The following is a 12,013-nucleotide window of genomic DNA, read 5'->3' on the forward strand; positions in this document are numbered from 1 at the left end:
AGCACCTGCTCGTTGATGGTCTTGGTCTCGGCCGACTCGCCCGGCTGGAACCCCAGCGACGCCTTCTTCTGGATGAAGCGCGCGCCGATGTTCGACGTCATGATGATGATCGCGTTCTTGAAGTTGACGCGATTGCCCAGGCCGTCGGTCAGGTGCCCGTCCTCGAACACCTGCAGCAGGATGTTGAACAGGTCGGGGTGCGCCTTCTCGATCTCGTCGAGCAGCACCACCGAGTAGGGATTGCGCTTCACCTTCTCGGTGAGCTGCCCGCCCTCCTCGTGTCCCACGTAGCCCGGGGGCGACCCGATCAGCTTGCTCACCGAGTGCTTCTCCATGTACTCGGACATGTCGAAGCGGATGAGCGCGTGGTCGCTGCCGAACAGCAGGTTGGCCAGCGCCCGCGCGAGCTCGGTCTTGCCCACGCCGGTCGGGCCGAGGAACAGGAAGCTGCCCACCGGACGCGACGGGCTCTTCAGGCCGGCACGCGAGCGGCGAATCGCCCGCGACACGGCGCTGATGGCGCGGTCCTGGCTGATGACGCGCGCGTGCAGCTCCTCTTCCATGCGGAGCAGCTTGTCGCCCTCGTCCTCGTTGATCGAGGTGAGCGGCACGCCGGTCCACTTGGAGACGACCTCGTCGATCTCCGGCCGCCCCACCGTGACGCGGCGGTGGCTCGACGCGACGTCGAACTTCTCGCGCACGAACTGGAGGTTCTCGCGGGCCATCACTTCCTGCTCGCGGAAGAACTGCGCGCGCTCGAAGTCCTTCTGCGAGACCGCGCTCTCCATCTGCTCGACCGCCACGCGGATGTTGCGGTTGATCTGCCCGAACTCCTCGCTGTAGCCCGCCTCGCGCAGCTTGGCGCGCGCGCCGGCCTCGTCGAGCAGGTCGATCGCCTTGTCGGGCAGGAAGCGGTCGGTGATGTACCGGCTGGACTGGTACACCGCCGCCTCGAGCGCCTCGCGCGAGTAGTCGACGTGGTGGAAGGTCTCGTAGCGCTCCTTGATCCCCATCAGGATCTGGATCGCCTCGCCCTCGCTGGGCGGATCCACCTTCACGGCCTGGAAGCGGCGCTCGAGCGAACGGTCCTTCTCGATGTACTTCCGGTACTCGGCGGGCGTCGTCGCGCCGATGCAGCGGATTTCGCCGCGCGACAACGCCGGCTTGAGGATGTTGGCCGCGTCGAGCGAGCCCTCGGCCGACCCCGCGCCCACCAGCGTGTGCAACTCGTCGATGAACACGATGATGTTCGGGTTCTCGACGAGCTCCTTCATGATCGCCTTCAGGCGCTCCTCGAACTGGCCGCGGTACTTCGTGCCGGCGACGATCAGCGAGATGTCGAGCGCGAGAATCCGCTTGTCGGCGAGGAAGTGGGGCACGTCGCCCACGGCGATCTTCTGCGCCAGCCCCTCGACGATGGCCGTCTTGCCGACGCCCGGTTCGCCGATGAGCACCGCGTTGTTCTTCGTGCGGCGGCAGAGCACCTGCTGCACGCGCTCGATCTCGGTCTCGCGACCGACGAGCGGGTCCAGGGAGCTCTTGAGTGCGGCCTCGCTGAGGTCGCGGCTGAACTCGGCGAGCAGCGGCGTCTCCTTGACGCGCGTCATCGTCGTCTTCTCGTTCAGCAGCGCCACGATGTCCTCGCGGACCGTGGCCAGCCGCATGCCCTTCTCCATCAGGATGGTGGCCGCGACCGACTGCTCCTCGCGCAGGATGCCGAGCAGCAGGTGCTCGGTGCCGATGTAGTTGTGCGACAGCTGGTCGGCTTCCTCGGCCGCGTGCTGCAGCACGCGCTTGGTCTCCGCGCTGAAGGGAATCTCGACCGAGGTCGACACCTTCTCGCGGAACACCGTGCGGCCCTCGACCTCCTTGCGGATGGCCTCCAGCGACAGGTGCGACCGCGCGAAGATCCGGCTCGTGAGTCCCTTGCCCTCGCGGATCAGGCCCAGCAGGAGGTGCTCGGTCTCGATCGAGACGCTGCCCAGTTGGCTCGCCTCGTACCGGGCGAAGAAGAGGACGCGCCGCGCTCGTTCTGTATACCGCTCGAACATGTGGTCCCTTGGAGAGCTCACGCGGACTGCGCGTGGGGTGCCGTGTGCTCGCATTATACGGGAAGGGCCGCGCGGGACGCCCCGCACACACGCCCGAGTCGACCTGCCGACCGCCGTGCCGACGCCCGCGCCACACGAGCGCGGGTCCCACCGGTTAGGACGCCATCCGTGCCAGGACGGATGGGCCGGGGCGCGTCTGCTGCTCAGGCCGGGCGCAGCCGCCCGCCCTCGAGCCGCAACACCCGGTCGCACGCCTCCGCGAGGCGTCCGTTGTGGGTGGCGATCACCGACGTCAGGCGGTGCTCGGCATGCATCTCCCGCAGGAGGGCATGCAAGCTGTCGGCCGTGTGCTCGTCGAGGTTGCCGGTCGGTTCGTCGGCCAGCAGGAGGGCGGGACGCATCACCAGGGCCCGGGCGATGGCCACCCGTTGCTGCTCCCCGCCCGAGAGCGTCCCCGGGCGGTGCGTCAGCCGGTGCCCCAGGCCGACCCGCTCCAGCAGGGCCGTGGCGCGCGGGCGCCCCTCCGCCAGCGGCACACGCCCGATGCGGAGCGGCATCTCGACGTTCTCCTGTGCCGAGAACTCGGGCAGCAGGTGATGGAACTGGAACACGAACCCGACATGCCGGTTCCGGAATGCCACGCGCCCGGCGTCGGCCAGGGCGTGGAGCGCCACCCCGTCCACCTCGACCACGCCCGCGTCGAGGCCATCGAGGCCGCCGAGGACGTGCAGCAGCGTGCTCTTCCCGACCCCCGACGCCCCGACGATCGCCACCATCTCGCCGGCCTCCACCTGCAGGTCGACGTCGCGCAACACCTCGACGGGCCCGTTCGGGGTCGGATAGGACTTGGTGAGGGCGGAGACGGAGAGGAAAGGCATCGCAGCTACAGGCTCAAGGCTTTGGGCTCAAGGCTCAGAAAGCTTACAGGCAGAACGTCCTCCGAGCCTTCGTGTCAGGAGTGCTGAGCCCTGCCACCGAGTCCCGCTTGCGGGCCATCGCGTGCTCTCTGAGCCCTGAGCCGTGAGCCCTGAGCCTATTGATACCTGAGCGCCTGCGCCGGGTCGAGGCGCGAGGCCTGGCGTGAGGGGTAGATCGTCGCGAGGAAGCAGATCACCAGGGCCGCCAGGACGACCAGCACGAAGTCGTCGGCCTGCACCTTGAAGGGCACGTAGGCCACCTGGTAGACGTCCATGGGCACGCGGATGAGCTTGTAGCGGTCCAGCACCCATGTCACGACGAGCCCGCTGGTGGCGCCGACCAGGGTGCCTATGGCACCGATGATCAGGCCCTGCAGCATGAACACCGCCGTGATGCTGCGCGCCCCCGCGCCCATCGTCTTGAGGATGGCGATGTCGCGGCTCTTCTCCATCACCAACAGCACGAGCGACGCCACGATGTTGAGCGCCGCGACCATCACGATGAGGCCGATGGTGATCGAGATCGCCATCTTCTCGAGCCAGAGGGCCGAGAAGAGCGACTGGTTCATCTGCGCCCAGTCCTGCGTGACGTACGTCGCGCCGAGCCGCTGCACGATGTCGGCCGCCACCTGCGGCGCGGCGTACATGTCGTCGACGCGCACCTGGACGAAGTCGGGGCGGTCGCGCGCCAGCAGGCGCTGCGCCGTGGGCAGCGACACGAAGCCGTACGCCGCGTCGAACTCGTACAGCCCGAGCGAGTAGATCCCCGTCACCTCGAGGCGCCGGCTCCCCATCGTCGGGCCGAACGGCGAGAGCGGTCCCTCGGGCGTCATCAGCGTGACCGTGTCGCCCACATGCACGCGCAGCTGGTCGGCCAGCGCCTGGCCGATCGCGATGCCGGCCAGGGCATCCTCGGGGCGCGTCGCCAGCGCCGACAACGTGCCCTTGATCATGCGCGCGCCGACATCGGTGACCTCGCCTTCCGACGCCGGTTCGATGCCCTTCACCGTGATGAAGGCCTGCTGCTCCCCTGCCGTGACCAGCGCCTTGCCCAGCACGATGGGCGACGCACCGGTCACGCGCGGCACCTGCTTGAGCCGCGCGATGTCGCCCGGCAGATCGGTGAGCCCGTCGCCGACCTTCCAGACGTAGATGTGCGGCGACGCCCCGACGATGCGGTCGCGCAGTTCGCCCTGCAGGCCCGTCATCAGGGCGAGCGCGATGATGAGCGCCATCACCCCCACCGCCACGCCAATCGTCGAGATGACCGAGATCAGCGACAGGAACGCCTGCTTGCGACGGGCGACCAGGTACCGGAGGGCGAGGAAGAGTTCGAAGGGCATGCGGGAACAGGCTACAGGCTTCAGGGCTCAAGGCTCAGAGAGCACGGCTCAGGGCTCAGGGCTCAGGGCTCAGAAAGCATACTGTGCCGGGGACGGCATTGCTCATGCAGGGCTGGGCGGTGCGATGGCACGTGATGTCAGGAATCTCGAGGTCTTTCGGAAAGTGACCGGCTGCTGTTCGGCGTGCTGGCGATTGTTGCCACGCTGGACGCACCTGGGCGCTTCATCTTTCGCGATCAGCTGACTCGCGCGGCCCTCTCCGTGCCGCTCAATCTCGTCGAGGGCAGCCAACGGCACACCACGCGCGAGTACGGCCGGTTCGTCGAGGTCGCCGCCGGCTCGGCCGCAGAGACCCGGTACCTGCTGTCGGTGCTGGGACGCCTGGCCGACGGCGACGCGCACCTGCGACGACTGGAGCAGGACTACGAGACGCTCGTCCGGAGATTGCAGGCCCTCCGCTCGCAGTTGACGCGATTGGCCCTGGAACCGCGCGACGGCTCTCCGCGTACCTGACGCCCCTCGGCATGCTCTCCGCGCCCTGAACCTTGAGCCTGCGTCGGCTGAGCCGTGAACATGAAGGCCGGGCTCGGAGAGCCGGCCCTACCGTCGTGCGCCATGGGGCTGATGCGCGAGCCGACCCAAGCTCTCTGAGCCTTGAGCCCTGAGCCTTGAGCCCTTTTCTGAGCCCTGAGCCTTGCGCCCTGAGCCTGTGCTGAAGCCTATTCCCTCTGAGCCTTGAGCCCTGAGCCCTGAGCCTGCCCCTGGCTGCGCATCAACGGGAACAGGATGACGTCGCGGATGCTCGCGCTGCCGGTGAGGAGCATCACCAGGCGATCGATGCCGACGCCCTCGCCGCCGGTCGGCGGGAGGCCGTACTCGAGCGCGCGGATGTAGTCCTCGTCCATCTGGTGCGCCTCGGCGTCGCCGCGGGCGCGATCGGCGAGCTGGCCCTCGAAGCGCCGGCGCTGCTCGGCCGGATCGTTGAGCTCGCTGAAGGCGTTGGCGACCTCGAAGCCGCCGGCGTACAACTCGAACCGCTCGACGGTGTCGGGATCGTCGGCCTTCTGCTTGGAGAGCGGCGACACCTCGGTCGGGAAGTCGTAGATGAACGTCGGCTGGATCAGGTCCTCCTCGCAGAGGGCCTCGAAGATCTCGGTGGCGATCTTGCCGGCGCCGACGCCCTCGGGCACCTCGAGGCCGAGCGCCGTCGCGATGCTGCGGGCCGTGGCCGTGTCGCGCAGCATGTCGACCTCGACCGAGCGCTGCAGCTTCTCGGAGGCGCGCTCGGCGGCCGCGTGGCGCAGCGACAGCCGGCGGAACGGCGCCGCGAACGAGATGGCGTGCCCGTTGAACGTGAGGTCGGTGGTGCCGACGGTCTTCTGCGCGACCTCGGCGAACATCTCCTCGGTGAGACGCATCAGGTGCTGGTAGTCCACGTACGCCTGGTAGAACTCGAGCATCGTGAACTCGGGGTTGTGCTGCGTCGAGATCCCCTCGTTGCGGAAGTTCCTGTTGATCTCGTACACGCGGTCCATGCCGCCCACCACGAGCCGCTTGAGGTAGAGCTCCGGCGCGATGCGCATGTAGAGCTTCATGTCGAGCGCGTTGTGGTGCGTCACGAACGGCCGCGCCAGCGCGCCGCCGGCGATGGGCTGCATCATCGGCGTCTCGACCTCGAGGAAGCCGCGGGCATCGAGGAAGCTGCGGATCGCCTGCAGCGTGCGCGCCCGCACGTCGAACACGCGACGCGCCTCGGGGTTGACGATGAGGTCGAGGTACCGCTGGCGATAGCGCGTCTCGATGTCCTGCAGGCCGTGCCACTTCTCGGGCAGCGGGAGGAAGCTCTTGGCGAGGAAGACCAGGTCGCTGGCCCAGATGGTGAGCTCGTTGGTGCGCGTCCGGAACACGCGCCCGGCCACACCGACCTGATCACCGAAGTCGAGCAGCTTGAACAGCGCGAACGCGTCGGCGCTCACCGAGTCCTGGCGGATGTAGGCCTGGATGGTCGCCACGCCGTCCGACAGCACGAGGAAGTTCGCCTTGCCGAACGTGCGCATGCCGAGGATGCGCCCTGCGGCGCGCACGGGCACATGCTCGGCCTCGAGCGCCTCCCCGGACGTCTCGCCGTAGCTGGCCACCAGCTCGCTGACGCGGTGCGTGGTGTCGTACGCGTTCGGGTACGGCTGGACGCCGAGGGCGGTCAGGCTCTCGAAGTTGGTACGACGCTGGGCGACGAGTTCGGAATCGGACATGGGAAGGGCTACGGGCTACAGGCTACGGACCACAGGTACGGCGCGGCAAGCGACCGACCAGGGCGCGCAGGAGGACTGAGGGAGCGTCGACGTCACTGTTCCGGTGCCGGGCGCCCGGGGCCCGCCGAAGCCGTCGGCGGAGGCGGCCGGTCCTTGTCGAGGCGCTTCCGGATGGCGTCCAGGACGCCGTTCACGAAGCGCACCGCGTCGGGCGCGCTGAACGTGCGGGCCAGTTCGAGCGCCTCGTTGATGACCACGGCCGGCGGCACCTCGGGGCGCTCGAGGAACTCGAAGACGGCCAGGCGCAGCACCAGCCTGTCGATCACGGCGATCCGCTCGAGGCGCCAGTTGGTGGCGGCCTCCGCGATCAGCGGATCGATGCGATCCAGCGTGCGGGCCGTGCCCTGCGCCAGCGCGATGGCCAGCGCATCGCGCTCGGCCACGGGCGGGCGCAGCTGCAGGTCGCGGACGCCGGAGATGGCCTCGGGCAGTGCATCGCCCGTCATCTCCCATCCGTAGAGCATCTGCAGCGCGATCTCGCGCGCCTGACGGAGGTGCTGGGGGTCGAGGCTCACCCGTGGCTCCCCTGCCCGCTCGCCGGCGCCCACGCGCTCGCGAGCTGCGCCATCGTCACGACGGCCACCGCGGCCTCGTAGCCCTTGTTGCCTGGCCCCTCGGGCACGCGAGCTTCGGCTTCGTCCATGGTGTTCACCGTGAGGACGCCGAACGCCATCGGCACGCCCTGCGCGAGCGAGGCCTGCATGATGCCGTGCGACACGGCAGACGCGATGTAGTCGAAGTGCGGCGTCTCGCCCTTGATCAGGCAGCCGAGGCAGACGACGGCGTCGATGCGCCCGGACGCGGCGGCCGTGCGCGCGCCGAACGGGATCTCGTAGGCGCCCGGCACGTCGAGCCGCTCGATGGCGTCGCGCGCCACACCTGCCGCGGCCAGCGCCTCGAGGGCACCGGCGGCCAGGCGTTCGGTGATGCCGTCGTGGTAGGTCGACACGACGAGGGCGACGCGAAGGCCGGGGGCCTGCGGGACGGGCTGGAGGATGGCAGGACGGGACACGGGCGGGCGGCTCCTATCGACCGGTAAACACGGCCTGACGCTTCTCGAGGAAGGCGCGGACGCCCTCCCGCATGTCGGCGGTGGCGGCCGCCAGACCGAACAGGCGCGCTTCGGCAGCCAGGCCGTCGGCCAGCGGCCGGTCGAGGCCTCCTGCCATGGCCTCGCGCGCGTATCGCAACGCGACGGGCGCCCGCGCGGCGAGTTGCGCTGCGAGCGCCTGCGCGGCGTCCATGAGCGTGGCCGCGGGCACCGCCCGCAGGGCCAGCCCGAGGCGCACGGCTTCGTCGGCGTCGACCTGCCGCCCCGTGAGGATCAGTTCGAGCGCCTGTTGCCGCCCGATGGCCCTCGCGAGTCGCTGGGTGCCGCCGAACCCGGGAATCAGCCCGAGCGACGTCTCGGGCAGGCCCAGTCGCGCCGTGTCGGCCACCAGCCGGAAGGTACACGCCAGCGCCAGCTCGCAGCCGCCGCCGAGCGCATAGCCGTTGATCGCGGCGATGGTCGGGACGGGCAACGACTCGAGCCGATCGAACACCGCCTGGCCGACGCGCGCGTAGCTGGCCGCCTCGGCCGGGGTGAGGCCCTCGAACTCCGAGATGTCGGCACCGGCCACGAAGGCCTTCGTCCCGGCGCCCGTGACGATCAGGACGCGCAGGGCGGGATCGGCGGCCAGCGTCTCGAGGCGCGCGTGCAGGGCCGCCAGCGTCGCCCGGTTGAGCGCGTTGAGCTTCTCGGGACGCGTGATGGTGAGCACGCGCACCGCGTCGGTGCCCGTCAGGTCGAGGTACTCGTCGCTCATGTCGGCAGTGGCAGCGGCGTGCGTCGGGGTCGGTCGGCCGCGCGCGGATTCCGCAGGGGAACCAGCCAGGGACGCCTGTGGTTCAGGGACGGGCGGCAGACCGCCGCCTGTGGAGGAGTATAGCCCACGCCCCTGCGGCAACCATGGCGAGGGCCGCGCCGGCCGCGTCGGCCGCGACATCGGCGACGTCGGGGGTCCGCCCGGGCACGAAGCGCTGGTGCAGTTCGTCGGTGACCCCGTAGGCCGCCGCGAGCAGGAAGGCGGTCAGCAACGCCGACCGCGTGACGGACGCCCAGCGCCACCCCGCCAGCCCCATCAACAGCAGCACGGCGAGCACACCGAATGTGAACGCGTGTGCCTGCTTGTCGTTCACCGCCGGCGGACTCGGCAGCGCCGGCTGCGACGACAACACGAAGATCATCGTCAGCCAGGCGGTCGCCGGCAGCCACCCGACGAAGCGGCGCTGCGCGGGCGTCACAGCGGGAACGGAAACAGCACCCAGCCGAGCACCAGCGCCGTGCCGATGAACCCGCCGGCGATGTAGAGCGCGAGGCGGAGCTGCCCCGCCCGGTCGTCCTTCTGCAAGGCCGCGAGCACGGCCGCCACGCAGGCCGCGAAGAACACGAGGAGCAGGAGATGGCTGGTCATCACGGCTTGCGCCCGATCGCGATGTCGTAGGCGTCGAGCACCACGAGGGCATTCAGCAAGCCGGCCACGATCAGGTAGGTGTTGGCGTACTCGTAGCTGGACGCGACGACGTTACCGGCCCCGAGCCCAGCTGCCCAGGCCACGAAGTACGGCAGGCCGACGCCGAGGTTGGCCAGCGCCGCCAGGCCGACGAGCGGTTCCTGGAAGGTGACCGGGAAGATGCGGCCCTCGAGCGCCAGGCCCGCGGCAAACAGCAGGACGATGGCCACGAGGAAGATGAGGGCCTTGTCACGTCGCCCCAGCCACGCGTGCGCCGCGCCGGGCACGAGCCAGCCGATGGCGCACAGGACGAGCGGCGGCACGGGAGGGAGCGAGGACGAGGCTGGTCGTGCGGACATCAGCGAACAAGTGTAGCAAGGCCAGTAGCGGGTCGCGGGTAGCGGGTAGCGGGTAGCGGGGCGACAGGCAGCCTGCAGCCTGCAGCCTAGGACCGCTGGCCTGTCTCGCCCGGCCCTTCCTCGAGTGCGGCGTGGAGGGTCCAGCCGATCGCCAGGCCGAGGGGCACGGCGGCGAGGGCCCGCAGACCGGTGCCGGGGTCCCACAGGCCAGCGGCTTCGAGGCCCCAGGTCGCCATCGTCGGGACGGCAGCGACCGCAAGCAGGGCGCTGAACCGCCGGTCCCGCCTGGATCGCATGACGGCGGCCGCCAGCAGGGCGGTCGCGCCCGAGAGGTAGAGGCCGGCACAGCGGCCGCAGACCGGCCAGGCCACGCCCTGCGTGTGGAACGAGCGCTCAGGTCGCTGGTGACAGATGCGGGTCCCGACCAGATACGGCACGGTGGCGAACGCCTCGACGCCCCAGTGGCCGTGCCCCGCCCTCGCGAGCGGCGCCGCGACCACGGCCGCCGCCCAGACGACCGACAGCGCCACCAGGGCCGCTCGCAGGCGGCTGGCCGGCGTGCTCACGCGGGCCCCGTGCCGCCAGGCGCATTGGCGCGACCGTGCGCCGTCACTGCGGCCCCGCGCCGCACCAGGACGCTACACCGGGCACGTGCCGCCGAACGCCTCCACATAGCGCTCACGGAACTCGTCCATCGTGTAGGCATGGCTCTGGCCCCCGACGTGCTCGAGGGCGTACGTCGCCGTGACGCTGCCCAGCCGGCCGCACGTTTCCCAGTCGCAGCCCATGGCGAGGCCCTTCATCAGCCCGCCGCGATAGGCATCGCCGACACCGGTCGGATCGGCCACGCGGCGCTCGGGCGCCACGGGCACGTCCACGCGACGCCCCGGCAGGTGGATCGACGAGCCGTGCTCGCCCTTGGTGATGATCACCGCTTCGGACTTGTCGAGCAGCGCATCGACGTCGAGGCCGGTCTTCTCGCGAATCAGCTCGTACTCGTAGTCGTTGCAGATCACGATGTTGGCGCCCACCAGGCCCGCGGCCAGTTCCGGCCCCTCCATGCGCGCGCACTGCTGGCCCGGGTCGAAGATGTAGCGCAGGCCGAGCGTGCGGCACTCCTCGGCGTACTGCACCATCGCCTTCGGGTCGTTGGGCGAGATGATCACCAGATCGGCCTCGCCCGCCGTGCGGAACGAGAGCTCGTCGGCATCGGCCATCGCTCCCGTGTAGAACGACGCGATCTGGTTGTTCTGCGTATCGGTGCTGCAGAAGAACGACGCCGTGAACTTGCCCTCGACCTCGTGCACGAGCGACGTGTCGACGTTGGCGGCCTCGAGCCACGCACGGTAATCCGAGAAGTCCTGCCCCGCCGTGCCCATCAGCAGCGGCCGCTCACCGAGCAGCGCCAGCGTGTACGCGATGTTGGGCGCGCAGCCGCCGCGCCGCTTCTCCATCTCGTCGACGAGGAAGCTGAGGCTCAGGCGCTTCAGGTGCTCAGGGAGCAACAGCTCCGTGAACGTCCCCGGGAACGTCATGAGGTAGTCGTAGGCGATCGAACCGGTAACGATGTGGCGGGCCATGGAATTCGGGTGTCGGGTTTCGGGGAGCGGGTATCGGGGAGCGGAATGGCCACGGGCCGCGGCCCTCAGGCCGCCTGTCACCCGTAGCCTGTCGCCTACAAGTACTTGCCCATGATCGGCGCGAGCTTCTGGCGCGTCTCTTCGGGCACGAGTTCGGGGCGCGTGATGATGGCGGTGGCCAGCGCCTGCCCGCAGCCGCAGGTGCGCGGCGTGCTGGAGAGCGCCTTGACGGCCCCGGCGATCACCTGCTGGGCCGTCCGGGCGTTCTGGTGCAGCGTGTTGATCACCATCTCCACCGTCACGTGGTCGTGATCGGGATGCCAGCAGTCGTAGTCGGTGACCAGCGCGATCGTCGCGTAGCAGATCTCGGCCTCGCGCGCCAGCTTGGCCTCCTGCAGGTTGGTCATGCCGATGATGTGCGCGCCCCAGGACCGGTACAGGTGCGACTCGGCGCGCGTCGAGAACGCCGGGCCCTCCATGCACACGTACGTGCCGCCCTTGTGGACCTTCGCCCCTGCGGCGACCGATGCGTCGTAGGCCACCTGCGCCAGGTCGTTGCACACCGGGTCGGCAAACGCGATGTGGCCGACGATGCCGTCGCCGAAGAACGTCCCGATGCGCCCGCGCGTGCGGTCGATGAACTGGTCCGGGATCACGAGATCGAGCGGCGCCATGTCCTCGCGGAGCGACCCGACGGCGCTGGCCGACAGCAGGCGCTCCACGCCGAGCGTCTTGAAGCCGTAGATGTTGGCCCGGAAGTTCAGCTCCGACGGAGTGATCCGGTGCCCAACGCCATGCCGCGGCAGGAACGCGACCCTGGTGCCGCCCAGCGTGCCGGTGACGTAGGGCCCCGACGGCGGGCCGAAGGGCGTGTCGATCGTGAGTTCGTGACGGTCGGTGAGCTCGGCCATGTCGTACAGGCCACTACCCCCGATGATGCCGATCTGGATGGACAT

14 protein-coding genes are annotated in these 12,013 nt (G+C 69.7%); 1 reads left to right on the forward strand and 13 read right to left on the reverse strand.

Annotation, left to right across the window (positions count from 1 at the left end):
* The 3 genes from ACIRDX_RS07700 to ACIRDX_RS07710 form a co-directional block, all read right to left on the reverse strand.
* A partial coding sequence (locus tag ACIRDX_RS07700; protein ID WP_396624827.1) for an ATP-dependent Clp protease ATP-binding subunit occupies window positions 1–2,051 on the reverse strand: 2,051 nt, incomplete at its 3' end.
* Window positions 2,052–2,254: 203 nt separating this feature from the next.
* Window positions 2,255–2,929 (reverse strand): ABC transporter ATP-binding protein, encoded by a 675-nt coding sequence (locus ACIRDX_RS07705; protein ID WP_396624828.1) that lies wholly within the window; start codon window positions 2,927–2,929, stop codon window positions 2,255–2,257.
* Between the two features lie 155 nt (window positions 2,930–3,084).
* The gene (locus tag ACIRDX_RS07710; protein ID WP_396624829.1) at window positions 3,085–4,311 is read right to left on the reverse strand and encodes an FtsX-like permease family protein; all 1,227 of its coding nucleotides are present in this window, start codon (window positions 4,309–4,311) and stop codon (window positions 3,085–3,087) included.
* Window positions 4,312–4,494: 183 nt separating this feature from the next.
* On the opposite strand from ACIRDX_RS07710, the gene ACIRDX_RS07715 reads away from it, so the two are divergent.
* Window positions 4,495–4,824 carry a four helix bundle protein gene (locus ACIRDX_RS07715; protein ID WP_396624830.1) on the forward strand — a complete coding sequence of 110 codons (330 nt, stop codon included), beginning with the start codon at window positions 4,495–4,497 and terminating at the stop codon, window positions 4,822–4,824.
* A 206-nt stretch (window positions 4,825–5,030) separates the two neighbouring features.
* Here the strand turns inward: ACIRDX_RS07715 and lysS are convergent, their stop codons facing one another.
* The 10 genes from lysS to ACIRDX_RS07765 form a co-directional block, all read right to left on the reverse strand.
* Complete coding sequence (lysS, locus tag ACIRDX_RS07720; RefSeq protein WP_396624831.1) at window positions 5,031–6,563, reverse strand: lysine--tRNA ligase; 1,533 nt, start codon at window positions 6,561–6,563, stop codon at window positions 5,031–5,033.
* Between the two features lie 92 nt (window positions 6,564–6,655).
* Window positions 6,656–7,138: a transcription antitermination factor NusB gene (gene nusB / locus ACIRDX_RS07725; RefSeq protein WP_396624832.1), complete on the reverse strand. Its 483-nt coding sequence runs from the start codon at window positions 7,136–7,138 to the stop codon at window positions 6,656–6,658.
* Window positions 7,135–7,635: a 6,7-dimethyl-8-ribityllumazine synthase gene (gene ribH / locus ACIRDX_RS07730; RefSeq protein ID WP_396624833.1), complete on the reverse strand. Its 501-nt coding sequence runs from the start codon at window positions 7,633–7,635 to the stop codon at window positions 7,135–7,137. The genes nusB and ribH overlap by 4 nt, the downstream gene beginning before the upstream one ends.
* A 13-nt stretch (window positions 7,636–7,648) precedes the next feature.
* The gene (locus ACIRDX_RS07735) at window positions 7,649–8,431 is read right to left on the reverse strand and encodes an enoyl-CoA hydratase/isomerase family protein (RefSeq protein ID WP_396624834.1); all 783 of its coding nucleotides are present in this window, start codon (window positions 8,429–8,431) and stop codon (window positions 7,649–7,651) included.
* A gap of 82 nt (window positions 8,432–8,513) precedes the next feature.
* The gene (locus tag ACIRDX_RS07740) at window positions 8,514–8,909 is read right to left on the reverse strand and encodes a VanZ family protein (RefSeq protein ID WP_396624835.1); all 396 of its coding nucleotides are present in this window, start codon (window positions 8,907–8,909) and stop codon (window positions 8,514–8,516) included.
* Window positions 8,906–9,079 (reverse strand): hypothetical protein, encoded by a 174-nt coding sequence (locus tag ACIRDX_RS07745; RefSeq protein WP_396624836.1) that lies wholly within the window; start codon window positions 9,077–9,079, stop codon window positions 8,906–8,908. Before ACIRDX_RS07745 ends, ACIRDX_RS07740 begins: the two co-directional genes overlap by 4 nt.
* The gene (locus ACIRDX_RS07750; RefSeq protein ID WP_396624837.1) at window positions 9,079–9,477 is read right to left on the reverse strand and encodes a DUF6677 family protein; all 399 of its coding nucleotides are present in this window, start codon (window positions 9,475–9,477) and stop codon (window positions 9,079–9,081) included. The genes ACIRDX_RS07745 and ACIRDX_RS07750 overlap by 1 nt, the downstream gene beginning before the upstream one ends.
* Before the next feature lie 86 nt (window positions 9,478–9,563).
* Entirely contained in the window at window positions 9,564–10,043 is a 480-nt protein-coding gene (locus tag ACIRDX_RS07755) for a DUF2085 domain-containing protein (RefSeq protein WP_396624838.1), read from the reverse strand.
* Window positions 10,044–10,115: 72 nt separating this feature from the next.
* Window positions 10,116–11,057, reverse strand: coding sequence for a carbohydrate kinase family protein (locus ACIRDX_RS07760; RefSeq protein WP_396624839.1), 942 nt, complete (start codon window positions 11,055–11,057; stop codon window positions 10,116–10,118).
* A gap of 95 nt (window positions 11,058–11,152) precedes the next feature.
* Window positions 11,153–12,013: an S-methyl-5'-thioadenosine phosphorylase gene (locus tag ACIRDX_RS07765; RefSeq protein ID WP_396624840.1), complete on the reverse strand. Its 861-nt coding sequence runs from the start codon at window positions 12,011–12,013 to the stop codon at window positions 11,153–11,155.

Source organism: Luteitalea sp. (genome assembly GCF_044337415.1).
In the GTDB taxonomy this organism is placed as follows: Bacteria; Acidobacteriota; Vicinamibacteria; order Vicinamibacterales; family Vicinamibacteraceae; genus Luteitalea.

Bases quoted from the DNA above. Each gene is read 5' to 3' on its own strand.
- ACIRDX_RS07705 (WP_396624828.1), bottom strand. From the start codon at position 2,929: ATGCCTTTCCTCTCCGTCTCCGCCCTCACCAAGTCCTATCCGACCCCG.
- ACIRDX_RS07710 (WP_396624829.1), bottom strand. From the start codon at position 4,311: ATGCCCTTCGAACTCTTCCTCGCCCTCCGGTACCTGGTCGCCCGTCGC.
- lysS (WP_396624831.1), bottom strand. From the start codon at position 6,563: ATGTCCGATTCCGAACTCGTCGCCCAGCGTCGTACCAACTTCGAGAGC.
- ACIRDX_RS07735 (WP_396624834.1), bottom strand. From the start codon at position 8,431: ATGAGCGACGAGTACCTCGACCTGACGGGCACCGACGCGGTGCGCGTG.
- ACIRDX_RS07745 (WP_396624836.1), bottom strand. From the start codon at position 9,079: ATGACCAGCCATCTCCTGCTCCTCGTGTTCTTCGCGGCCTGCGTGGCG.
- ACIRDX_RS07750 (WP_396624837.1), bottom strand. From the start codon at position 9,477: ATGTCCGCACGACCAGCCTCGTCCTCGCTCCCTCCCGTGCCGCCGCTC.
- ACIRDX_RS07760 (WP_396624839.1), bottom strand. From the start codon at position 11,057: ATGGCCCGCCACATCGTTACCGGTTCGATCGCCTACGACTACCTCATG.
- ACIRDX_RS07765 (WP_396624840.1), bottom strand. From the start codon at position 12,013: ATGTCCATCCAGATCGGCATCATCGGGGGTAGTGGCCTGTACGACATG.